Raw genomic sequence first — 21,822 nt, forward strand, 5'->3', positions numbered from 1 at the left:
CGTCTTGCCGCCGGTAAACATTGCAAAAGAAATCGCCCGCAACCAAGGTTACGGGCGATAAACGTTTCGCAGGGCATCAGGCCTGCTCGTAAACACCGTGGCAGTGTTTGTATTTCTTGCCGGATCCGCACGGGCAAAGCTCGTTGCGGCCGATACGGCCCCACGTCACCGGATTGTTCGGATCGCGATTTTCTGCAGGCACGAACGCCGCGGAACCCTGCGCAAGTTCATCTTCGCCCGTCAGCGGGTCGAGATGATGCGCGGTCATTTCCGGAAGCTCGGGCTGCTGCGGCTCCTGCTGCACCAGCTCGACGCGCATCAACTGTGCGGTGACGGCTTCGCGAAGATTGGTCAGCAGCGCCTGGAACAGTTCGAAGGCTTCGGCCTTGTATTCCTGCAGCGGGTCGCGCTGGGCATAACCGCGGAACCCGACGACGGAGCGCAGGTGATCGAGGTTGACGATGTGCTCGCGCCACAGGTGATCGATCGTCTGGAGAACGACGGAGCGCTCCACGTAGGTCATGATATCCTGTCCGAAGCGTTCGGTACGCTCGGCGGCGTATTTGTCGGCCGCCTCGGTGATACGATGCAGGATATCGTCTTCGGCGATGCCTTCTTCCTTAGCCCACTCGTCGACCGGCAGATCGAGATTGAGGAACTGCGCCACGCCCGCTTTGAGGCCCGCGATATCCCACTGTTCGGCGTAGGCATTTTCCGGAACGTGCTTGGCAACGAGCGCTTCGATGACTTCGTGGCGCATGTCGGCGACGGTTTCGCCGATATTGTCGGCTTCCATCAGTTCGAGACGCTGCTCGAAGATCACCTTGCGCTGATCGTTCGTCACGTCGTCGTATTTAAGAAGGTTCTTGCGGGTTTCGAAGTTACGGGCTTCGACCTTCTTCTGAGCGCGTTCCAGAGCCTTGTTGATCCACGGATGAACGATGGCCTCGCCCTCCTTCAGGCCAAGCTTGGTCAGCATCGAATCCATGCGGTCGGAGCCGAAGATACGCATCAGGTCGTCCTGAAGCGACAGATAGAACTTAGAACGGCCGGGGTCGCCCTGACGTCCGGAACGGCCACGCAGCTGGTTGTCGATACGGCGGCTTTCGTGGCGCTCGGTGGCGATGACGTAGAGGCCGCCTGCGGCAAGCGCCTTTTCTTTCAGAACCTTGATCTCGGCGCGGATCGCCTGTTCCTTCGCGTCACGCTCCGGTCCCGGCTCCATGCCTTCCAGCTCGCGCTCAAGGCGCATGTCGACGTTGCCGCCGAGCTGGATGTCGGTACCGCGGCCAGCCATGTTGGTGGCGATGGTGACGGCGCCGGGAACGCCGGCCTGCGAAACGATATAGGCTTCCTGCTCGTGGTAACGGGCGTTCAGAACCTGGAAGTTTTCAAAGCCGGACTGACGCAGCAGGTTTGCCAGCAGTTCGGATTTTTCGATGGACGTCGTGCCGACCAGAACCGGCTGGTTGCGCTCGTGAGCCGCCATGATCTCCACGATGATGGCTTTGTATTTTTCCTCACCGGTTCGGTAAACCTCGTCGTCCTCGTCGATACGCTGGATCGGCAGGTTCGTCGGAACCTCGATAACATCAAGACCGTAGATGTTGCCGAATTCTTCAGCTTCCGTCGATGCCGTACCTGTCATGCCCGCAAGCTTTTCATACATGCGGAAGTAGTTCTGGAACGTGACGGAGGAAAGCGTCTGGTTTTCCGGCTGGATCTGGACCTTTTCCTTGGCTTCCAGCGCCTGATGCTGACCTTCGGAGTAACGGCGGCCCGGCATCATGCGGCCGGTGAATTCGTCGATGATGACGATTTCGTCGTTGCGGACGATGTAGTCCTTGTCGCGGGTGAACAGCTTGTGGGCCTTCAGCGCGTTGTTGATGTGGTGAACGATGGCGACGTTTTCGACGTCGTAAAGCGATTCACCCTTCAACAGGCCAGCCTGGCGCAGAAGGTTTTCCAGCTTTTCGGTGCCGTCTTCGGAGAAGTTGGCAGAACGCTGCTTTTCATCGATTTCGTAGTCTTCCGGTGTCAGCAGCGGAATGAAGGCGTCGATGGTGTTGTAGAGGTCGGAGCGGTCATCCAGCGGGCCGGAGATGATCAGCGGTGTACGCGCTTCATCGACCAGGATGGAGTCCACTTCGTCGACGATGGCGTAGTTGTGGCCGCGCTGGACCATCTGCGCCTTGTCGTACTTCATGTTGTCGCGAAGATAATCGAAGCCAAGTTCGTTGTTCGTCGCGTAGGTGATGTCGCAGGCATAAGCCTCGCGGCGCTGGTCGTCATCCAGACCGTGCACGATGACGCCGGTAGTGAGTCCGAGGAACCCGTAGAGACGGCCCATGATGCCCGAGTCGCGCTTGGCGAGGTAGTCGTTGACGGTAACGACGTGAACGCCCTTGCCCGACAGGGCATTGAGGTACACGGCGAGCGTCGCGACGAGCGTCTTGCCTTCGCCGGTCTTCATTTCGGCGATGGCGCCCTGATGCAGGATCATGCCGCCCGTCAGCTGCACGTCGAAGGGACGCATACCAAGCACGCGGCGCGAGGCTTCGCGGGTGACAGCGAAGGCCGGGATGAGAAGATCGTCAAGCGACTTGCCATCGGCAAGCTGCTGGCGGAATTCAGCGGTCTTTGCCGCGAGGGCTTCGTCGGACAGCGCCTTGGTGGCTTCTTCCAGCGCACCGATGGCTGCAATCTTGCTTCTGAACGAGCGGACGCGGCGATCGTTTGCCGAACCGAACAACTTGCGGGCTATTCCGCCGAGACTGACCATCTTAGTGGCCCTTTCTGAAATTCCGTTTTCTCGGGCTTTACCGCTTTTGCTGGCCAGTATCACCAACAAATGACGGTCTTCGCCCTGAAACGTATCTGGACGCGAGGTTGCGTGACAGATAAGAGGGGGGGCAAATGATGTCAACGGTTCTGCCCGTTACAGAATGGCCACAATCAGGTGTTTGGAAGTTTTTTCAGAGCCGGAAACCATATCTGGAGCCGGCATTGTCTCCGAAAGGTTCAAAATGTTGCGCTATAATAAAATTGCGGCTGCTGTGATTGTGGCTACGCTCGGCCTCCAGCTTCCTGCTTTTGCACAGGAAGACAAGGTTGTCGCAAAAGTCGGCGATCTGGAAATCCACCAGTCCGAACTCGATCTCGCCATGAGCAACCTTGATCCCCAGCTGGCGCAGCTTCCCGACGAGCAGAAGAAGGTTGCGGCCCTTTCCGGCGCGATCGACGTCAAGCTTCTGGTGAAGAATGCCGCTGCCGAAGGTCTGGAAAAGACTGAGGATTTCAAGAAGCGCATGGACTTCATCCAGGATCGCGAGCTGCACAACGCCTATTTCCGCAAGCACGTGGTCGATGCTGTCACCAATGACGAGGTGAAGGCGCGCTACGACAAGGAAATCGCAGCTCTGCCGCAGGAAGAAGAAGCTCACGCCCGTCACATCCTGGTCGCAACGGAAGACGAGGCCAAGGAAGTCATCAAGCAGCTTGATTCGGGCAAGGATTTCGCTGAAATCGCCAAGGAAAAGTCGACCGATTCCAACAAGGATGACGGTGGCGATCTCGGCTGGTTCGGCAAGGGCCGCATGGTTCCGGAATTCGAGGAAGCTGCTTTCGGTCTTGAAAAGGGCGCCTACACCAAGACCCCGGTAAAGACCCAGTTCGGCTTCCACGTCATCAAGCTGGAAGAAAAGCGTATTGCTCCGCCGCCGGCGTTCGAGCAGGTAGAGCCGCAGGTTCGTCAGCTCGTCATGCGCGACAAGTATGTTGCCCTCATCGAAAAGGCCAAGGCCGACCAGAAGGTCGAAATCATGGATGAGGCGCTCAAGAAGGGCTACGACGAAGCCACCAAAGAGCAGCAGCAACAGCAGTAATATTTTGGTTTTCACGGGGCGGCCACGGGTCGCCCCGTTTTCATCTTCTACAGTTATTTTTGAACAACTTCAGGCGCTTAGAATGTCCGTTGCCGTTTCTCCGCTCGCTCCGAAATCCTATCCAGAGATGCCTTCCCTTCGCGGTGTCCGCATGGCGACTGCTGCTGCCGGTATCAAATACAAGAACCGCACGGACGTGCTTCTGATGGTGTTCGACAAGCCTGCGGCGGTCGCTGGCGTGTTCACGAAATCGAAATGCCCGTCCGCACCGGTTGATTTCTGCCGCGCCAATCTGGCGGGCGGCGTCGCGCGCGCCGTTGTTGTCAATTCCGGCAATGCCAACGCCTTTACCGGTGTTAAGGGCAAGGCTGCGACCGAGCTTACTGCAAAATCGGCCGCTGCCGCCGTCGGCTGCTCCGAGGGTGAGGTATTCCTCGCCTCGACCGGCGTGATAGGCGAGCCGCTGGATGCGACGAAATTCGCGGGCGTTCTGGGTGACATGAACGGTTCGGCCACGGCCGATTTCTGGCAGGAAGCGGCCAAGGCCATCATGACCACGGATACCTATCCGAAAGTTGCAACCCGCACCGCCGACATTGGCGGCGTCACGGTCACGATCAACGGTATTGCCAAGGGTGCGGGCATGATCGCGCCTGACATGGCGACGATGCTGTCCTTCGTGGTCACGGATGCAGACATCGAGGCGAGCGCTCTGCAGTCGCTTCTGTCTGCAGGTGTCGGCCCGACATTCAACTCGGTCACCGTCGACAGCGACACGTCCACGTCAGACACCCTGATGCTGTTTGCTACGGGTGCGGCGTCGCAAGACGGCCAGGTGAAGGTAACGAGCGCCGATGACGAACGCCTTGCCTCGTTCCGCGCTGCGCTGAACGACCTTCTCAAGGATCTCGCCCTGCAGGTCGTTCGCGACGGCGAAGGTGCGCGCAAGATGGTGGAAGTAACGGTGACAGGCGCGGAAAACGATGCCGCCGCCAAGAAGATTGCGCTGTCCATCGCCAATTCGCCGCTGGTCAAGACTGCGGTTGCGGGCGAGGACGCCAACTGGGGCCGCGTCGTCATGGCTGTCGGCAAGGCCGGCGAGATGGCTGATCGCGACCGTCTGGCAATCTCTTTCGGCAATGTCCGTGTCGCCGTGAACGGTGAGCGTGATCCGGACTATTCGGAAGCCGAGGCGACCGCCGTTATGAAACAGGAAGACATTCCGGTGAAGGTGGATATCGGTCTTGGCAACGGCACGGCGACCGTGTGGACCTGTGATCTGACCAAGGAATATGTCGAAATCAACGGCGACTACCGGAGCTGACCGTTGGAGCCGAAAAGAATGCAGGAAAACGCCATCAATCTGCCGTTGGTTCGCCGTCTGGAAGCTGTCAGCTTCCGGGCATGGCCCGCCTCGTCCGTTATCTATGACGGCAGCTGGCAGATCCGGCTGACGGGATCGCATCCCTCCAAACGCATCAACAGCGTCGTGCCGCTCGATCCCTCGGATTACGGCAACTGCGCGATCCGGCTGGAAAAGGCGCGCAAACGCTTCGAGGATTTCGGTCGCCCGCTGGTCGTGCGCGAAACGGCGCTTATGCCGCCGCAGCTGGCTGAATTCCTCACTGAAGACGGCTGGACCGTGTTCGAGGAGGTCAAGGTGATGACCGCTGACCTCTCTGATATGGAGCTGCCGGAAACCCTCGTCAGCCTGCCAAGCCACGATATCGGCCGTTTTGTGGAAGCAAGCCTCAAGGTCAGCGGTGGCGATGCCGCGCTGCGCCCGGCTATTGCCGAAATTGTCAGCTCCATCAAGCCGACGCTTGGCCTGTTCATCAACGAGGAGGTCGAGGGCAGCCCGCTTGCGACCGCCATCTGCGTTCAGGACAACGATCTGGCCGGCATTCTTTCGCTGGATGTTGCCGGTGACCGTCGCCGCAGCGGGCTTGGCACGCAGATGCTGTCATCCGCGCTTCGCTGGGCACGCATCAGCGGTGCCAGAAGCGCATGGCTGCAGGTGGTTTCCACCAATGGACCGGCGATCGCGCTTTATGAAAAGTTCGGCTTCACGCAGGCCTATACCTATCGCTACTGGAAGAAGGCAGGGCAGTGATGAGCGCCGTCGAGAGAAAAATCCTTCTCGTGGCGGCCTGCGCGCTTCTGGATCAGGATGGGCGTATTCTTCTGGCCCAGCGTCCGGAAGGAAAGTCGCTTGCCGGCCTGTGGGAGTTCCCCGGCGGCAAGGTGGAGCAGGGCGAAACGCCCGAAGAAACCCTCGTGCGGGAGCTTGAGGAAGAGCTTGGCATCGCGACGAAAGTGGCTTGCCTTGCGCCGCTGACTTTTGCCAGCCACACCTATGAGACGTTTCATCTTCTGATGCCGCTTTATGTATGCCGTCGCTATGAAGGCATTGCGCACGGCCGGGAAGGGCAGGCGATCAAGTGGGTCAAGCCGCAGGCGCTGCGCGATTACCCCATGCCTCCCGCCGATGAGCCGCTGATCCCGTTCCTGCAGGATTTGCTCTAGGGCCGAGATGGGAAAAACCGTTGCGGTTTTCGCCCGCAGCCTCGTTTCAGCCCCCGATGCAGGCTCTTTACCATAACAGCTTCGTGAAACCCCTGTTTTCCACAGGGTTCCCGTATCAAAACGGAGCGGGCGTTAAGAAATCGTTCAGCACCCTCTGGCAATTTCATTCTAAAGAAGCAGTAAACAGGGCAGCATGAGGTTGGCTATGAACGAGGATTTCTGGAAGACGGTGGAAGACCGTCATTCTTATTCCAATAAATCCCGCCGCACGGGCGTACTCAATGTCGCGCTTCTTTTCGGCACGGCTGCCATTGCGCTCTCCCTGATCCTGACCCCGATGCTTGCCGGCAAGTCGGCGACACGGGTCGCCCAGTACCCCGACAGCCTCGACATGATGACCACCGGTTCCATCCTGAAAAACAACACCGATACCGGCAAGACCTATTCTATCCGTCGCAGCATAACCCAGCCGATGCCCGAGATGCCCTGTGTTGTTACGGGTTACAACAACGAGCGCGGTTGCTGATATTCCATCGTTCCCGGTAACGAATTCCAAACGCAACGCCTCTATGATGAGGTTGTTTGTGATCAAGTCTTAGTGTGTTTCGCGGGGGCGGGCCGGATGTTGAACGGGAAAAATCGATTTATGGGCATCGTGCGTCGCCTTTGCTGTAGCGAAGACGGCGCAACCATGGTCGAGTATGGACTGATCACGGCTCTGATTTCAGTCAGCATCATCGCCGGAATGCGCAGCATGGGAACGCAGATGGACGTGATTTTTCAGGCCATCACGGACGCACTCGCCACCTATCTCGGCTAGAAACTGCCTTCCGCTCAGGAAAGCTTGACCTCACTCGTTTTCAGCGCATCGGCAAGGCGCACCTTGGCCGAGCCGGGCTTCAGCGGTTTCTGCTGACTTTCATGCGGCGCCCAGCCTGAAACATAGATGATCGAAAAGGTTGCCCGGATACGTCCGTCGGGATCGGAGTAACGCTCGGCGTAAAGTTCTGCCGCGCGCATGAAAAACGCCCGGTTGAGCGGTGCCCTGCTGCGGGCTTTCAGCGGATTTCCCATGCCCATGGCGCGAAGGTCGCGCATCAGCGGAAAAATCGAATCGTAACGGACCGTATAGGTTTCCGCATCCGTCACCGGCAACGCGAAACCGGCGCGCTGCAAAAGCGCGCCGACATCGCGCACGTCCGCAAACGGAATGACACGCGGGCTTGCCCCGCCGGTCAGTTCGGCCTCGGTCGACAGCAGCACGTCACGCAGTTCCTGAAGCGTGCCGCTGCCGGGGATGGCGGCGAGAAAAAGGCCATCCGGCTTCAACGCCCGGCGGATTTGGATCAGCGCGCCCGGCGTGTCGTTGGTCAGGTGCAGCGCCAGCGGCGAAACGATGAGATTGGCAGACGCTTCCTCCAGCGGCAGATGCTCCATCGAGGCTACCTGCAGCGCTTGCCCGTCCGTGTCGAAACGGGCATCCGTTTCTATGCGGCGAATGCTGTCGACCTTGCCGGTTTCCAAGAGGCGTCTGGCTGTGATGCCGGTCGCGCCGTGCAGCTCGATGGCCGTTTCGAACCGGCGTTCGACGATGGCCAGACGGTCCGAAAGCTCTTCTGCCGCCATGTCGAGAAGAAACAGCGCCTTGTCGTCGCGTCTGCTCCACGCCCTGCGGCGGTTCGTCTCGATCAGGGCTTCGTCAAAAAGAATATCCATCGTCAGCCTGCTCCGGTCTTTCCGTCGTTGTTCCCGGAAAACCGTCTTTCATATTGCTCTCGCAAAGGCACCCGTTCGGGGCTAAAGTCAACCGTATGGGTGCTGGTGAAAGTCTGTTTTCCATGTTCGGGCCTGTTCAGGTGATGGCGCGTTCCGCGCTTCGCTCGGCTTTCCACATCGTTTATCCGCCCACCTGCGCGGCCTGCGGCTGCATGACGGGCGACGACGGGGCGCTTTGCACGGATTGCTGGCTGGATGTCGCCTTCATAGAACGACCCTATTGCGAGGTTCTGGGGCTGCCGTTTTCGAGCGATCATGGCGACGGGGTGTTGAGTGCCGAAGCCATTGCCGAGCCGCCGCCGTTCAACCGCCTCCGTGCCGTGGCCATCCATGAAGGAACCGCCCGCAGGCTCGTGCATCGCCTGAAATATCAGGATCGCACCGATCTCGCCCGATTCATGGCCTCCTGGATGCTGCGTGCAAGCGACGGGACGGTTCTGGCTTGTGACTGCATTTTGCCGGTGCCGCTGCATCGTCGCCGGTTTACACGCCGCCGTTTCAACCAGTCGGCCGAACTGGCGCGGCATCTCGGACAGATCGCCGACCGGCCGCTGCTGGCCGGGACTCTCCTGCGCATCAAGCCGACGGCGCGTCAGGTTGGCCTGTCCGCGCGGGCACGTCAGGACAATGTGCGTGGCGCTTTCGCCATCGCTTCCGGTCGCGAAGCGGACGTGGCCGGAAAACGCGTCGTTCTCGTGGATGATGTTTATACAACCGGGGCGACCGTGGCGGCTGCGACCCGTGTTCTGAAGAAGGCCGGTGCCGCCGATGTGACTGTTTTGACCTTTGCAATGGCTGTTTCCGGCCCTATATGAAACAGGAGTGTAAATGGAACCGGCAGTGTTTGCATGCTGGTTTGTGAGGCTGGAAGACATGGCATCGGTTACGATCTATACGCGAGATTTCTGTGGCTACTGTGCGCGCGCCAAGGCGCTGCTTGACAGCAAGGGCGTGGACTACGCCGAATATAATGCCACCAACACGCCGGAATACCGGCAGGAAATGATCGAGAAATCGGGTGGAACGACGTTCCCGCAGATTTTCATCAACGGGCAGCATGTCGGTGGTTGTGACGATCTGCACGCGCTGGACCGCGCCGGCAAGCTCGATCCGCTGCTGGCCAACTGATCACGACTGGAGGATGCCATGACGTTCAAGGTTGCTGCCATCCAGATGCGTTCCGGCGTCGATCCGATCAGGAATGCCGCCGATATGGAGCGTCTTGTCCGTGACGCGGCCGCTCAAGGGGCGGTTTATGTCCAGACCCCGGAAATGACCGGAGCACTCCAGAAAAACCGGCAGGAACTGCGCGCTGTTCTCAGGGATGAGGACGGCGATGTCATCGTGGCAACGGCGGCGCGGCTCGCCCGTGAACTGGGCATCTATGTTCATGTCGGATCGACGGCGATTGCCCGGACGGATGGCAAGATTGCCAATCGCGGTTTCCTGTTTGCGCCGGACGGAACACGGATCTGCACCTATGACAAGATCCACATGTTCGACGTTGATCTCGATAACGGTGAAAGCTGGCGCGAAAGTGCGGCCTATGAGCCGGGTGCGGAGGCGCGTGTCGCCGAGTTGCCGCTGGCGAAATTCGGCTTTGCAATCTGTTACGATGTGCGTTTCCCGCAGCTTTTCCGCGCCGAGGCCGTGGCCGGCGCCGAGGTGTTGACCGTTCCCGCTGCCTTCACCCGCCAGACGGGCGAAGCGCATTGGGAAATCCTGCTGCGCGCCCGCGCCATCGAAAACGGCGCTTTCGTCATTGCCGCTGCACAGGGCGGCGTGCATGAGGATGGGCGCGAGACATTCGGCCATTCCATCATTGTCGATCCGTGGGGCAAGGTTCTGGCGATCGCTGGCGGTGCCGGTGAGGAGATCATCTTTGCCGAAATCGATCCGTCTCTTGTCGCGTCCGCGCGTGGCAAGATTCCCAATCTCAAGAACGCCCGCGAGTTCAGGCTGGATACGGTCGTCACCGAACGCCCGGCCGGAGGAGAAGCGGCGTGATCCGGTATGCTTTGGCCTGTGAAAAAGGCCATGAGTTCGAAGGCTGGTTTGCAGGCAGCGATGATTTCGACAATCAGCTCGCGCGCGGTTTCCTGTCCTGTCCGGTGTGCAATTCGCTGAAGGTTTCCAAGGTGTTGATGGCGCCATCGGTATCGACGGCTCGAAAAAGGGACGAACGGCAGACGCTGGCCATGGATACGGCGCGAAAGGAAGCCATCAGCAAGATCAAGGAGGCGGTTGCCAATATCCGCGCCAATTCCGAAGACGTCGGTGACAGATTTCCAGAAGAGGCCCGCAAAATCCATTACGGTGAAGCCGATCAGCGCGGCATCATCGGTCAGGCATCGGTTCAGGACGCCAAGGCGCTGCTGGACGAGGGCATCGAGATCGCGCCGCTGCCGGTGTTGCCCGACGACGTGAACTGAGCGCTCGGTGCGGGTTGCTATCTACAATTTCGGAATACAGATCGCTCCATCCGGCGATCCAGCCGTTGCCGGGTTTGCCCGCCGCGAGCCGCTGAACTTCGCCGCAGCCGAGCGCGCTGAAGGTTTCATCGCAAGGTCCGGTTATGAAGGCGAACCCGGACCTCAAAGCTGGGGTGCCCATGTCTCCCCGCGATTTCTGACCGGAAATGCTACCCGGAGCGGCGTTTCATCCTTCTCGCTGTGGCGTGATCTGGAATCGCTGATGGCCTACACCTATTCTGGCGTGCATGCAGAGGCGCTGAAACACGGTAGCAAATGGAACATTCCGCAGCAATGGCCGGCACTCGTTCTATGGTGGGTCGATGCAGCGCATCAACCGACATGGGCGGAGGCGGTCGAGCGATTTGAGTATCTGCACGACAAAGGGCCGTCATCCTACGCCTTCAGTTTCAAGCGGCCTTTCGCGCCCGACGCACAGCCGTATGAAATCGATCGCGCCAAGGTAAAGGCGATTGCCGAGAGAAACGCCGCCGGTCAGGTTGAACTGCTGTCGGCGGTGCGTGAAATTCCGGTCTGAATGGCCGCCTATGCCGGACGCTTGGCCAGCATCATGTAATTCACATCCATGTCCGGCGAGAGGTTCCAGCGGTCCTGGAGCACGTTGTAAAAGACGCCGGTGCGGTGAACGATATCCATGCCGCTGGCAACAATCGGCCGTTCCAGCTCTTCCGGGCGCACCAGCTTTTCGTATTGGTGGGTGCCGCGTGGCAGCCAGCGCAACACGTTCTCGGCGGCGAAGATGGCAAGCGCGCGGGCTTTCAGCGTACGGTTGATGGTGGCGGCGAACATCAATCCACCCGGGCGCACCATCTTCGCGCAGGTCGTGACGAACAGGTCGACATTGGCCACATGCTCGACGACCTCCATATTCAGCACGACATCGAAGGTTTCGCCCGCTTCCTGCAGCTGCTCGGCTGTCACGGCGCGATAATCGACCGTGACGCCGCTCTCCTGCGCGTGGGTGGAGGCAATGCCGATGTTCCTTTCGGATGGATCGGCGCCCACGACCTCTGCCCCCATGCGCGCCACCGGCTCTGACAGAAGGCCGCCGCCGCAGCCGATATCGAGGACACGGATGCCATCGAGCGGGCGATGCGCCTTCGGATCGCGGCCAAAATTTTCACAGATGCGGTTGCGGATATATTCGAGACGGACGGGATTGAACTTGTGCAACGGCCGGAACTTTCCGGTCGGGCTCCACCACTCCGCCGCCATTGCCGAGAAGCGGTCAACTTCGCTCTGGTCGACAGTCGTTTTTGCGGTTTCGCTCATGGGTATGCTCCGTTTTTTTCCAATGACTGAAGTCGGATGATTGCCCATTGAAGTCAAGGCCGGTGGCTTCCCCTGGGCGACAAAATATCGGCGATATCTCGTCGCATGGAACTCGGATGAGCCCTGCCTGGTTTCATGCTGCGTTCATGGTCGAACGCGTATTTTCGCATCTGGCAGCGCGCATGCGCAATCGCTGCCCACTGGCGATGGTGAAGCTGAAGAAGGTAAGGCGCTGCCTTGCCGGAGGAGAAAGACGTGAAGAAAAAACTGTTAGGCGCTATCGCGATGCTGGCGATGCTTGCTGCTCCGGCGCTTGCCGAAGCTGCGACGCGCGGCTTCGCGACGGCCAATGTGAATATGCGCTCGGGTCCGAGCACGGCCTATCCGGCTGTCGTCGTCGTGCCGAACGGCGCTCCTCTGGTGGTCAATGGCTGCCTGTCGGATACGCCTTGGTGCGACGTATCGTTCGCGGGTGGTCGCGGCTGGGTCGCCGGACGATACATCATGACGACCTATCGTCAGAACCGTGTTTATGTCGAGCCGCGTTATTATCGCGATCTCGGCGTTCCGATCATTACCTTCGAGGTCGGGCGTTACTGGGACCGCTATTATCGCGACCGCGACTTCTACCGCGACCGCGACCGCTGGCGTCGTCCTCCGCCTTCCGGCGGGTATTGGAACGCTCCGCCGCCGCGCGCTGACTGGGATCGTCCCCGCCCGCCGCGTGACGAATGGCGCGATCCGCGTCAGGGTGGCGGTCCGAACGATGGGCGCTGGGAACAGCGTCATGGCGACTGGAATCAGGATCAACGCCCGCGCCGTGATGAATGGCGTCGTAGCGAGCAGCGCGGTGACGACCGCAGCCAGTATGATCAGCCACGTGGCCGCAATGTCATGCAGTGGGACGACGGCAATGACGACCAACCGCGCATGAGGCGGATGCCTTGCAGCCCGGACGATCCGAATTGCGGTAACTGACAAGCAGCAAAGGTCCGGTGCGAGGTGCCGGACCTTCTGCATTTGTGCACCGCATCCTTGAAATGACGCTCGCCATTACGGTCGGGGCGTGCCCTATTCGGCGGCGATGGCCTTCTTGGCGCGGGTCTTGGGAACTGCGGCCGAAGTTTCTTTAGCGGTTGTTTTCGGGGCTGCTTTCTTGCGGGCGGCTGGCTTGGTCGCCTCGGATGTCTTCAACAGCGCGTATTCGCCTTTTGCCTGCTCCCAATGATCCGCGTCGCGGCCGTGCGGCTGGCCTTCCTTTTCCCAAAGGGTGTAGGCCCGTTTGCTGATCCACTCATGTTCCGAAACCTGCATGCTCGTCTCCCGTTGCTGTTAACAGCGCCTGTGAAAGGCGATACGTCGCGTTGGTCCGGCACACGCTCGACAGGAATCAATGCCGGCATTTCCAGATGTCATTACATGCCATGATCGCCAAGGCGTCAAGCAAACATGCTGCATTGCGAAAGCGGATTTTCGGTATTTATTGCCGTTCAAAGCCTTTTGAATGAAAGGCGTTCCTACATGGAAAGATCACCGTTGCGTGATCGGGCCGCGGCGGCCAGAATGAGGAAAACAGATCGGAAGGGAGAGGCCGGTGAATGTTCCAACGGACGCGGCTGAGAATGTCGTGGAAAGTGTCGTGGTCGAAACGCGTGGTCACGCAGGTCACATTCGCCTCAATCGCCCTAAAGCCATCAACAGCCTGACGCTTCCGATGGTTCATGCCATGAGCGAGGCGCTGGCAGGATTCGAGGACGATGCCGATGTGGCCTGTGTCGTGCTGTCCGGCGAAGGGGAACGAGGCCTCTGCGCGGGCGGTGATGTCCGCATCATCCATGATCTGGGCAAGGCGGGTGACCCCGATGTGCTGCGGTTCTGGCGCGACGAATTTCCGCTCAATTATCGTATCGCCCATTTTTCCAAACCCTATGTTGCCCTGATGGACGGTATCGTCATGGGCGGCGGTGTCGGCATTTCGGCGCATGGCAGTCACCGCATCGTTACCGAACGTACCCGGTTGGCAATGCCGGAAACCGGGATCGGTTATTTCCCCGATGTCGGTGCAACATGGCTCCTTCCGAAAGCGCCGGGCGAAACCGGCACGTGGCTCGGCCTGACGGGCAACATCGTCACCGCCGCCGATGCCATCCACGCAGGCCTTGCCGACTGGTTCGTCCCTTCCGAGCGCCTGCCCGGGCTCGTCGCCGAACTGGCTGATGTGGCTGACGCGGATGCCGTGGAAATCGTGATCCGCAAACACATAGGCGATGCAGGTGGAAGCACCGTTGCCGCCAATCGCGAAAAGATCGATGCGGCATTCCGCTTCGATAGCGTCGAGGAGATCATCGAGGCTCTGCGACACAATACGGATGTGTTCTCACGCGATACTCTGGAGATTTTGCATAAGCGGTCGCCAACCAGCCTGAAACTGACGTTGCGGCTTCTGCGCCTCGGTCGTGAAAGCTCCAGTCTGATGGAATGTCTGGAGCGCGAGTTCGCAGCGGGCGCTGAAATATTGCGCGGTCACGATTTTTATGAAGGTGTGCGCGCTGCCCTGGTCGACAAGGACCGCAATCCACGCTGGTCGCCTGCGACGCTGGATGAAGTGACGGAGGAAGATATCCGCCTCTATGTGACGGAGCACACCGGAAGGTTGTTTCCCGAACATCGTCTCTGATATGTGTTGCGGCGCAAAAGAAATCCGCCTGCAACTACCGGGCGAAATATCGTTCTTCCTTTTTTCCGTTTTCGGATGGAATTTCCAATCCGGAGCCGTGGAACGCATGACTGTTCCTCGCAGCTTTCGCCGTTGACCGATATTTTGTCGGCAATTCGATTTCTCGGGGGTATTCATGAAGCGTCTTCTCATCATCGGCACGGCCATCGCCGCCCTTATCTCGGGCGTTGCGCATGCCCAGTCGCCAACCACCATCCTCAACGCGTCCTACGATATCGCCCGCGAAATTTTCGCGGCCGAAAACGAGGCGTTCGTGAAACTGCATCCGGGCATTAAGGTTGACCAGTCGCATGCCGGCACCTCCAAGCAGGCCCGCGCCATCGTCGAAGGTCTGGAAGCGGATGTCGTTACCTTCAATCAGGTCACGGACGTCGATTTCCTGGTAAAGCAGGGCTTCGTGTCCGACGACTGGCAGAAGGATTTCCCGAACGACGCATCGCCGTTCTATTCCTTCCCGTCCTTCCTAGTGCGCGCTGGAAACCCGAAGAACATCAAGGATTGGGACGATCTTGCCCGCGACGATGTGAAGCTCGTGTTCCCGAACCCGAAGACCTCCGGCAACGCCCGCTACACCTATCTCGCCGCGACCGCTTACGCCAAGGAGAAGTTCAACGGCGACGAGACGAAGATCAAGGAATTCGTCAAGAAAATCTTCGACAACGTTCCGGTTTTCGACACCGGGGGGCGCGCTGCCACGACCACTTTCGTCGAGCGTGAAATTGGCGACGTTCTGATCACTTTCGAAGCCGAAACCCGTGGCATTGCCAAGCAGTACGGTAAGGAAAAGGTCGAGGGCGTCGTTCCCTCCGTCAGCCTGCTGGCCGAATTTCCTGTCGCCGTCGTTGACAAGGTTGTCGACAAGCGCGGTTCGCGTGATCTGGCCAAGAGCTACCTTGATTTCCTCTATACGGAAGAGGGCCAGCGTATCGCAGCCGAGTTCGGCCATCGCGTTCATGACGATAAGGTCGCCGGGGAATTCAAGAGCGAGTTTCCGGCAATTCGTCTGGTCAACGTCAACGACGTTTTCGGCGGCTGGGAAAAGATCCAGAAAGAGCACTTCGCCTCCGGCGCCACGCTTGATACGCTTTACGGCAGCCGTTAATCGATAATCGCTGAAAAAATGAGAGGCCCGACGGGAAACCGTCGGGTCGCTTTTTCATGAATGGGGGCAAGGGTTGAAACGAAATGTTCTGCCGGGACTGAAACTGTCCCTTGGCGTCACCCTCACTTATGTCGCCATCATCGTCTTCCTGCCGCTGGCGGCGCTGGTGTTCAAAGCGGCAAGTCTCGGGCCTGCCGAATACTGGTCCATCATCTCCTCGCCGCGTGCCGTTGCGAGCTACCGCGTCACAGTTCTCTGTGCACTGGCCGCGACGCTGTTCAACGTGGTTTTCGGGCTGGCGCTGGCCTGGGTTCTGACACGCTATCGTTTTCCCGGCTGGCGCATCGTGGATGCCATCGTCGATCTGCCCTTCGCATTGCCGACGGCCGTTGCAGGTATCGCGTTGACGACGCTTCTGGCGACGAACGGCTGGTTCGGGTCGTTGCTGGCGCATGTCGGTGTCAAGGTGGCCTATACGCCGCTCGGCATCATGGTGGCTATGGCCTTTACCAGCCTGCCTTTCATTGTCCGTACCGTGCAGCCGGTGCTGGAGGATCTCGATCCGGCATTGGAGGAAGCGGCGCAGTCGCTCGGGGGTTCCGATCTTGCTATCTTCCGCAAGGTCATCCTGCCGCTGCTCGCCCCGGCGCTGCTGGCGGGTCTTTCGCTGTCCTTTGCTCGCTCGCTCGGTGAATTCGGCGCGATCATCTTCATCGCCGGCAACCAGCCGATGTCGACGGAGATCACTGCCTTGCTCGTCTTCATCCGGCTGGAGGAATACGATTATCAGGCGGCGGCGGCGATTGCCTCCGTGCTGCTCATCACGGCTTTCGTCATGCTGGCTGTGACCAATTTTCTGCAAGCGCGCGCGCTTCGCTACACGGCAAAGGGCTGATCGATGCGTGCTCATTCCGCTCACCGAAAGCCCCCGCGTGTCGGCGACGCCCCCTGGGTGCGCCGCAGCCTTATAGCCTTCGTGCTGACGGTTGGCGCGCTGCTCGTCGTGGCACCCCTCATCATCATCGGCGTCGAAGCCTTCAAGCAGGGCTGGAAAGCCTACGTGGCAACGATTGCCCATCCCGATACCCATCACGCGATCATGCTGACGGTGGTGACGGCGTTGATCGCCGTACCGGTCAATACGGCTTTCGGCGTTGCTGCCGCATGGTCGATCACCAAGTTCGATTTTCCCGGCAAACGGTTTTTGCTGGTGCTCATCGAGATTCCGTTCTCGATTTCGCCGATTGTCGCCGGTGTCGCCTACCTGTTCGTTTATGGCCTTCAGGGGCTGTTTGGACCATTCCTCGATGCGCATGACGTGAAGATCCTGTTTGCGCTGCCGGGTATCGTCATTGCTTCCATGTTCGTGACCGCTCCTTTCGTCGCCAGAGAATTGATCCCGCTGATGCAAGCGCAGGGGCGCGATCTTGAAGAAGCGGCGACCTCGCTTGGTGCTTCCGGCTGGCGCACATTCTTCTCGGTGACGCTGCCCAACATCAAATGGGCGCTGCTGTACGGCGTCGTGCTCTGCAATGCCCGCGTCATGGGTGAGTTCGGTGCGGTGTCCGTCGTGTCCGGCAACATCCGCGGCCAGACCAACACCCTGCCGCTTCACATCGAACTGCTCTACCACGATTACCAGACGGCGGGCGCTTTCGCCTCGGCCTCCATTCTTGCCCTGCTCGCCGTCGTCACCATCATCGCCAAGGTGGCGCTTGAACGGCGCGGTGCTGGCCGTGGGCGCAAAAAGACAAACGGCGCTGCCGCCGCTACGGAGACTTGATCCATGAAAATCCGCCTCGAAAACGTGGTGAAGAGCTTCGATACCTTTCGCGCCGTGCGCGATGTGTCGCTTGATATCGAAAGCGGTGAGCTGCTGGCGCTGCTCGGCCCCTCGGGCTCCGGCAAAACGACGATCCTGCGCATGGTGGCGGGGCTGGAATATACCGATGGCGGTCGTATCTTCTTCGGCGATCAGGACGCTACCGATATTCCGGTGCGCGATCGCGGCGTCGGTTTCGTTTTCCAGCATTACGCGCTCTTCCCGCATATGACGCTGCATGAAAACATCGCCTTCGGCATGAAGGTGTCGAAGGTGAAGCGCGACACGGCCACCATCGACGCCCGTGTCGAGGAGCTGTTGCGGCTGGTCAGGCTCGACGGTCTGGGGAACCGCTTCCCGGCGCAGATTTCCGGTGGGCAGAGGCAGCGTGTGGCGCTGGCACGTGCTCTCTCCGTTGATCCCAAGGTACTGCTGCTCGATGAGCCTTTCGGAGCGCTCGACGCCAATGTGCGCCGCGATCTGCGCCGCTGGCTGCGCGAAATTCACGATGAGCTTGGCATCACCACCATTTTCGTAACCCACGATCAGGAAGAGGCGCTCGATCTTGCTGATCGCGTGGTCATTCTCAATCAGGGTGAAATCGTCCAGCAGGGCACGCCGAAAGAGGTCTGCCGCCAGCCGAACAGCGCTTTTGTCATGAAGTTTCTGGGCGATGCCAACAAGGTTTCCGGCGTGGCGCGCAGCGGCAAAATCTTCGTCGGTGAAAGCGAACTGCCCTTCGCCTACGGGCAGGCTGACGGGCCGGTGGATATCTATGCGCGCCCCGGCGATCTGGAATGGGAAGACCTGCATGACGGCATTCCCGCAAGCGTGATCCGCGTTCTCGACAGGGCAGGCGAGAGGCGGGTGATCGCCAGCACGGATAGCGGCGACCAGTTGGAATTCGACGTGCCTCCGGAAAATACCGTCGAAGCCGGTGAGCGAGGCGCGATCGTCATCCGCCGCGCCAAGATTTTTCCGGCTGCCTGAGATCAGGCCAGCAGTTCAAACGATGCTGCCGCTACCTTACGGCCGTTGACGAGAAGCTCGACTTTGTGACGGCCGGGATAGTGCTTGCGGGTGGTGAAATCGCGGATGGCGCGGCCGATGGACAGCGTACAGCGCTCGCCCGGCTGCAACTCGATTTCCTTCCACTTGAACACCTTGGGGGAGGCGTCGCCGCTTTTTTTGACGTAATGGACGGCGTAGTCGATCACCAGTTTCTGCCGACGGTTTGCCGTGGACGCCATGGATGCCGAAATGCGCACGGTGTTGCCCAGTGTGATCCTCTGCGGTGATACTTCGAAACTCTCCAGCGCGATCTCCGCTTCTTCATGTGCGCCCAGGTGGGCAAGAGCTGTGGCATCACCCTTCTTGATAAGCGTGCGTAGCGCCTGTCGGACGATCCAGTCGGTGTGTTTATGACCTTTTGGCCAGTCCTCAATCAGCCGGAACACGAAGTCCGGGTTGTCCTTGGTGATATCGTTGAGGTGATTGGCGACGGATTTGCGCACATACAGAGCATCGTCGCTTTTCATGTTGGCTAGGATGGCCCGGACGGGCGAGGGGTCATCTATGAGCGGCTTGAGCTGAAACGACCATGGCAGGCGGGGACGGCAGCCTTCGCTCGCCAGCCGCCGAACATGCTCGTTTTCGTCACGTGACCATGTTTCCATCACCCTGAGCGTGCGGGACATGTCCTGTCGCAGAAAATGCCGGACGGCGAATTCCGACGAGCCGAAGCGGGTGAAGTGGCGCAGCGCCTGCATGGAAAGATCGAAGTCATCAAGGCCGTAAAGTGCCACATATTCCGGCAGAGAAATTGACGCGAAGCCATGGCCGATGCGTGGCGCAAGCGCAGTGATGATGTCGATGTTGCGGGCGTAATCACCGGGAAGCGTGGCATGAAGGCTCGTCGCCACCTGTCGCATCCGCTGCATGATGCCAAGTGCATCGAGATCGGCGGTCGCCAGCGCCATGAAAGCGGCAGTATCGAAAGGCGCATGCACCGCCTTCGTCTGGTCGGCAATATGCTGAAGGCGTTCGCGATTGAAGATTTCTTTCAGCGCCGGTGCCGATGTGTCTGCCGTTTCGCTCACGCCGTCTTCCTTCTGCGAAAGTTCACTTTTTGTTCTTTTATGAAAAAGTAAGGTGCGGCGCAAGAGCAATGAGTTTTGGCTGATCGTGATTTTAGACGGATTACTCTTCCGTCATGCCGGACGGGATGCCTTTCGATCAAGGACTTGATCGCGCTGCACCCCGGCTCAAGGCCGGGGTGACGGTGTTTTGGTGCTCCGGGCTCGCGCCGGAATATCAGTTCATCTGGCTGACGAAGCGGGTTTCCAGATAGGCCTGAACGGCTTCAGAACCGCCTTCCGTGCCGTAACCGGAGTCCTTTGTGCCGCCGAAGGGGACTTCCGGCAGGGCAAGGCCATTGTGGTTGATCGTCAGCATACCGGCCTCGACCTGATGGCTCAGCGCATGCGCGGTCTTCACCGAACCGGTGAAGGCGTAGGATGCAAGGCCGAAGGGCAGGCGGTTGGCTTCGGAAATGGCATCGTCCAGCTTGGAGAAGCGGTTGATGATGGCGACCGGGCCAAACGGCTCGTCGTTCATGATCTTCGCCGTCGTCGGAACGTTGGCGAGAACCGTCGGCTCGAAGAAGTTGCCCTTGTTGCCGATGCGGCGACCGCCGGTCTTCAGTTCACCGCCATGCGAAACCGCGTCATTGATGAGCTCTTCGAGTGCGGGAATGCGGCGTTCGTTTGCGAGCGGTCCCATGCCCACGCCCTCCTCGAGACCGTTGCCGACCTTGATGGCCTTTGCAGCCTCTACGAAACCTTCAACGAAGCGGTCCGCGACGCCTTCCTGCACGAGGAAGCGTGTCGGGGCGACGCACACCTGACCGGCATTGCGGAACTTCGACATCGAGGTGACCTCGATAGCCTTCTCGATATCGGCGTCATCGAAGATCATGACCGGCGCATGGCCGCCCAGTTCCATCGTGGCGCGCTTCATATGTTTGCCCGCAAGGGCAGCCAGATGCTTGCCGACCGGCGTGGAGCCGGTGAAGGAAATCTTGCGGATGATCGGATGCGGGATGAGATATTCGGAAATTTCCGACGGCACACCGTAAACGAGGCCGATGACGCCAGCGGGAACGCCGGCATCCACGAAGGCGCGGATGAGTTCCGCTGGGGATGCCGGTGTCTCTTCCGGCGCCTTGACGATGATGGAGCAGCCGGTGGCCAGCGCCGCGGAAAGCTTGCGGACGATCTGGTTGATCGGGAAGTTCCATGGCGTGAAGGCGGCAACGGGACCTACCGGGAACTTGATGGCAAGCTGCGAAACGCCGGTGGCGCGCGCCGGGATGACCTGGCCGTAGGTGCGGCGGGCTTCTTCGGCGAACCAGTCGATGGTGTCGGCGGCGCCCAGAATTTCGGTTGCCGATTGCGCAAGCGGCTTGCCCTGTTCACGCGTCATGACATAGGCGATCTGGTCCTTGCGCTCACGCAGGATATCGGCGGCCTTGCGCATGATCTTGGAGCGTTCGAACGGCGAGGTATCGCGCCAGATCTTGAAACCCTTGTCGGCGGCCGCAAGCGCAAGATCGAGATCGGCTTTCTCCGCATGCGCAATGGCGCCGATGATTTCGTCGGTTGCGGGATCTGATACGGCGATCGTCTTTCCGGAAAGGGCGTCTTTCCATTCGCCATCAATGAGGAGTTTGATGTCGGGATAGGTGTGCATGATGTCCACTTTCGTTCTGGGAGCTGTAGACAGGGCCGGGGAGAACGCCGGCTCTCGAATGGTGCGCCTCTGAGGTAGGATAGATGGTGCCGACAATCAACGGTTTGACAAAATTAATAGGGAGCATGATCCGCCATTGAGGCTTTCCCTCGGCTCCGGATAGGCTGCCGGATTTGCCGTAACTGGCGCCAAACTTTTTTTGTTGCGACAAAATTGACCCCCTTCGAAAAAATACAAAAATAGTCAGTAATCCAACTAATTTGTAAGAGATTGTTTATGCTTGGAAATCATACTGGTTACGCGGTGGTTGTGTTTTTTTGTGATTAAACGCTCCGGTTTGGGGGCGCTTTTCATGGGGCTTTGCCCGAAGACGATACACCGCGTCCCAATGATTGGGTTCTCAACGTGCTCTGTCCGCTTGACACAGACGACCTTCGGCACGGGAAGGGCGGTCTATCTGT

23 protein-coding genes are annotated in these 21,822 nt (G+C 59.4%); 17 read left to right on the top strand and 6 right to left on the bottom strand.

Features of this window, described 5'->3' with window-relative positions:
* Window positions 1-76: 76 nt before the first annotated feature.
* Window positions 77-2,782, bottom strand: coding sequence for a preprotein translocase subunit SecA (gene secA / locus N7578_RS07115; RefSeq protein WP_311109576.1), 2,706 nt, complete (start codon window positions 2,780-2,782; stop codon window positions 77-79).
* Window positions 2,783-3,026: 244 nt separating this feature from the next.
* Here secA and N7578_RS07120 point away from each other — a divergent pair, with 244 nt between their 5' ends.
* The 6 genes from N7578_RS07120 to N7578_RS07145 all read left to right on the top strand — a co-directional run bounded on the left by N7578_RS07120 (window position 3,027) and on the right by N7578_RS07145 (window position 7,230).
* Window positions 3,027-3,884, top strand: a complete 858-nt coding sequence (locus N7578_RS07120) for a peptidylprolyl isomerase (RefSeq protein WP_311109577.1) — start codon at window positions 3,027-3,029, stop codon at window positions 3,882-3,884.
* A gap of 82 nt (window positions 3,885-3,966) precedes the next feature.
* Window positions 3,967-5,208: a bifunctional glutamate N-acetyltransferase/amino-acid acetyltransferase ArgJ gene (gene argJ, locus N7578_RS07125; protein WP_311109578.1), complete on the top strand. Its 1,242-nt coding sequence runs from the start codon at window positions 3,967-3,969 to the stop codon at window positions 5,206-5,208.
* A gap of 18 nt (window positions 5,209-5,226) precedes the next feature.
* Window positions 5,227-5,997, top strand: coding sequence for a GNAT family N-acetyltransferase (locus tag N7578_RS07130; protein WP_311109579.1), 771 nt, complete (start codon window positions 5,227-5,229; stop codon window positions 5,995-5,997).
* Window positions 5,997-6,410, top strand: a complete 414-nt coding sequence (gene mutT, locus N7578_RS07135; RefSeq protein ID WP_311109580.1) for an 8-oxo-dGTP diphosphatase MutT — start codon at window positions 5,997-5,999, stop codon at window positions 6,408-6,410. Before N7578_RS07130 ends, mutT begins: the two co-directional genes overlap by 1 nt.
* Before the next feature lie 205 nt (window positions 6,411-6,615).
* Window positions 6,616-6,936, top strand: a complete 321-nt coding sequence (locus N7578_RS07140; protein WP_311109581.1) for a hypothetical protein — start codon at window positions 6,616-6,618, stop codon at window positions 6,934-6,936.
* Between the two features lie 120 nt (window positions 6,937-7,056).
* Window positions 7,057-7,230 (top strand): Flp family type IVb pilin, encoded by a 174-nt coding sequence (locus N7578_RS07145; RefSeq protein ID WP_311109582.1) that lies wholly within the window; start codon window positions 7,057-7,059, stop codon window positions 7,228-7,230.
* A gap of 14 nt (window positions 7,231-7,244) precedes the next feature.
* Here the strand turns inward: N7578_RS07145 and N7578_RS07150 are convergent, their stop codons facing one another.
* Entirely contained in the window at window positions 7,245-8,126 is an 882-nt protein-coding gene (locus N7578_RS07150; RefSeq protein WP_311109583.1) for a methyltransferase domain-containing protein, read from the bottom strand.
* Window positions 8,127-8,221: 95 nt separating this feature from the next.
* On the opposite strand from N7578_RS07150, the gene N7578_RS07155 reads away from it, so the two are divergent.
* Genes N7578_RS07155 through N7578_RS07175 form a run of 5 tightly spaced genes read left to right on the top strand, consistent with a single transcriptional unit; the run spans window position 8,222 to window position 11,195 of the window.
* On the top strand, window positions 8,222-9,001 hold the full coding sequence (locus N7578_RS07155) for a ComF family protein (protein ID WP_422646673.1): 780 nt from the start codon (window positions 8,222-8,224) through the stop codon (window positions 8,999-9,001).
* A gap of 58 nt (window positions 9,002-9,059) precedes the next feature.
* Window positions 9,060-9,314, top strand: coding sequence for a glutaredoxin 3 (grxC, locus tag N7578_RS07160; protein WP_311110081.1), 255 nt, complete (start codon window positions 9,060-9,062; stop codon window positions 9,312-9,314).
* Window positions 9,315-9,332: 18 nt separating this feature from the next.
* Window positions 9,333-10,193, top strand: coding sequence for a carbon-nitrogen hydrolase family protein (locus tag N7578_RS07165; protein WP_311109585.1), 861 nt, complete (start codon window positions 9,333-9,335; stop codon window positions 10,191-10,193).
* On the top strand, window positions 10,190-10,618 hold the full coding sequence (locus N7578_RS07170) for a DUF1178 family protein (protein ID WP_311109586.1): 429 nt from the start codon (window positions 10,190-10,192) through the stop codon (window positions 10,616-10,618). The genes N7578_RS07165 and N7578_RS07170 overlap by 4 nt, the downstream gene beginning before the upstream one ends.
* 7 nt (window positions 10,619-10,625) lie before the next feature.
* Window positions 10,626-11,195, top strand: a complete 570-nt coding sequence (locus N7578_RS07175) for a DUF3291 domain-containing protein (RefSeq protein WP_311109587.1) — start codon at window positions 10,626-10,628, stop codon at window positions 11,193-11,195.
* A gap of 8 nt (window positions 11,196-11,203) precedes the next feature.
* Here the strand turns inward: N7578_RS07175 and ubiG are convergent, their stop codons facing one another.
* Window positions 11,204-11,950, bottom strand: a complete 747-nt coding sequence (ubiG, locus tag N7578_RS07180) for a bifunctional 2-polyprenyl-6-hydroxyphenol methylase/3-demethylubiquinol 3-O-methyltransferase UbiG (RefSeq protein ID WP_311109588.1) — start codon at window positions 11,948-11,950, stop codon at window positions 11,204-11,206.
* Window positions 11,951-12,205: 255 nt separating this feature from the next.
* Between ubiG and N7578_RS07185 the strand changes: the two genes are divergently transcribed.
* Window positions 12,206-12,928, top strand: a complete 723-nt coding sequence (locus tag N7578_RS07185) for an SH3 domain-containing protein (RefSeq protein ID WP_311109589.1) — start codon at window positions 12,206-12,208, stop codon at window positions 12,926-12,928.
* Between the two features lie 93 nt (window positions 12,929-13,021).
* Here N7578_RS07185 and N7578_RS07190 read toward each other — a convergent pair whose 3' ends face one another.
* Window positions 13,022-13,264, bottom strand: a complete 243-nt coding sequence (locus tag N7578_RS07190; RefSeq protein WP_311109590.1) for a DUF2934 domain-containing protein — start codon at window positions 13,262-13,264, stop codon at window positions 13,022-13,024.
* 280 nt (window positions 13,265-13,544) lie between these two features.
* Between N7578_RS07190 and N7578_RS07195 the strand changes: the two genes are divergently transcribed.
* From N7578_RS07195 to N7578_RS07215, 5 genes are all read left to right on the top strand, one after another.
* The gene (locus N7578_RS07195) at window positions 13,545-14,627 is read left to right on the top strand and encodes an enoyl-CoA hydratase/isomerase family protein (RefSeq protein ID WP_311109591.1); all 1,083 of its coding nucleotides are present in this window, start codon (window positions 13,545-13,547) and stop codon (window positions 14,625-14,627) included.
* Between the two features lie 175 nt (window positions 14,628-14,802).
* On the top strand, window positions 14,803-15,789 hold the full coding sequence (cysP, locus tag N7578_RS07200) for a thiosulfate ABC transporter substrate-binding protein CysP (RefSeq protein ID WP_311109592.1): 987 nt from the start codon (window positions 14,803-14,805) through the stop codon (window positions 15,787-15,789).
* Window positions 15,790-15,862: 73 nt separating this feature from the next.
* Complete coding sequence (cysT, locus tag N7578_RS07205; protein WP_311109593.1) at window positions 15,863-16,684, top strand: sulfate ABC transporter permease subunit CysT; 822 nt, start codon at window positions 15,863-15,865, stop codon at window positions 16,682-16,684.
* A 3-nt stretch (window positions 16,685-16,687) separates the two neighbouring features.
* Window positions 16,688-17,572 (top strand): sulfate ABC transporter permease subunit CysW, encoded by an 885-nt coding sequence (cysW, locus tag N7578_RS07210; protein ID WP_311109594.1) that lies wholly within the window; start codon window positions 16,688-16,690, stop codon window positions 17,570-17,572.
* A gap of 3 nt (window positions 17,573-17,575) precedes the next feature.
* Complete coding sequence (locus tag N7578_RS07215) at window positions 17,576-18,601, top strand: sulfate/molybdate ABC transporter ATP-binding protein (RefSeq protein ID WP_311109595.1); 1,026 nt, start codon at window positions 17,576-17,578, stop codon at window positions 18,599-18,601.
* A 2-nt stretch (window positions 18,602-18,603) separates the two neighbouring features.
* On the opposite strand, the gene N7578_RS07220 is transcribed toward N7578_RS07215, so the two are convergent.
* Both N7578_RS07220 and N7578_RS07225 read right to left on the bottom strand, forming a co-directional pair.
* On the bottom strand, window positions 18,604-19,710 hold the full coding sequence (locus N7578_RS07220) for a DNA alkylation repair protein (RefSeq protein ID WP_311109596.1): 1,107 nt from the start codon (window positions 19,708-19,710) through the stop codon (window positions 18,604-18,606).
* 214 nt (window positions 19,711-19,924) lie between these two features.
* On the bottom strand, window positions 19,925-21,361 hold the full coding sequence (locus N7578_RS07225) for an NAD-dependent succinate-semialdehyde dehydrogenase (RefSeq protein WP_311109597.1): 1,437 nt from the start codon (window positions 21,359-21,361) through the stop codon (window positions 19,925-19,927).
* Window positions 21,362-21,822 lie beyond the last annotated feature (461 nt).

Origin of the sequence: Agrobacterium tumefaciens, from assembly GCF_031801495.1 — a bacterium.
GTDB lineage: Bacteria > Pseudomonadota > Alphaproteobacteria > Rhizobiales > Rhizobiaceae > Agrobacterium > Agrobacterium tumefaciens_K.

Coding starts and splice junctions, on each gene's coding strand:
- N7578_RS07130 (WP_311109579.1), top strand. CDS start 5,227: ATGCAGGAAAACGCCATCAATCTGCCGTTGGTTCGCCGTCTGGAAGCT.
- argJ (WP_311109578.1), top strand. CDS start 3,967: ATGTCCGTTGCCGTTTCTCCGCTCGCTCCGAAATCCTATCCAGAGATG.
- N7578_RS07215 (WP_311109595.1), top strand. CDS start 17,576: ATGAAAATCCGCCTCGAAAACGTGGTGAAGAGCTTCGATACCTTTCGC.
- N7578_RS07225 (WP_311109597.1), bottom strand. CDS start 21,361: ATGCACACCTATCCCGACATCAAACTCCTCATTGATGGCGAATGGAAA.
- N7578_RS07165 (WP_311109585.1), top strand. CDS start 9,333: ATGACGTTCAAGGTTGCTGCCATCCAGATGCGTTCCGGCGTCGATCCG.
- ubiG (WP_311109588.1), bottom strand. CDS start 11,950: ATGAGCGAAACCGCAAAAACGACTGTCGACCAGAGCGAAGTTGACCGC.
- N7578_RS07120 (WP_311109577.1), top strand. CDS start 3,027: ATGTTGCGCTATAATAAAATTGCGGCTGCTGTGATTGTGGCTACGCTC.
- cysP (WP_311109592.1), top strand. CDS start 14,803: ATGAAGCGTCTTCTCATCATCGGCACGGCCATCGCCGCCCTTATCTCG.
- N7578_RS07140 (WP_311109581.1), top strand. CDS start 6,616: ATGAACGAGGATTTCTGGAAGACGGTGGAAGACCGTCATTCTTATTCC.
- secA (WP_311109576.1), bottom strand. CDS start 2,782: ATGGTCAGTCTCGGCGGAATAGCCCGCAAGTTGTTCGGTTCGGCAAAC.
- mutT (WP_311109580.1), top strand. CDS start 5,997: ATGAGCGCCGTCGAGAGAAAAATCCTTCTCGTGGCGGCCTGCGCGCTT.
- cysW (WP_311109594.1), top strand. CDS start 16,688: ATGCGTGCTCATTCCGCTCACCGAAAGCCCCCGCGTGTCGGCGACGCC.
- N7578_RS07190 (WP_311109590.1), bottom strand. CDS start 13,264: ATGCAGGTTTCGGAACATGAGTGGATCAGCAAACGGGCCTACACCCTT.
- N7578_RS07155 (WP_422646673.1), top strand. CDS start 8,222: ATGGGTGCTGGTGAAAGTCTGTTTTCCATGTTCGGGCCTGTTCAGGTG.
- grxC (WP_311110081.1), top strand. CDS start 9,060: ATGGCATCGGTTACGATCTATACGCGAGATTTCTGTGGCTACTGTGCG.
- N7578_RS07145 (WP_311109582.1), top strand. CDS start 7,057: ATGGGCATCGTGCGTCGCCTTTGCTGTAGCGAAGACGGCGCAACCATG.
- N7578_RS07150 (WP_311109583.1), bottom strand. CDS start 8,126: ATGGATATTCTTTTTGACGAAGCCCTGATCGAGACGAACCGCCGCAGG.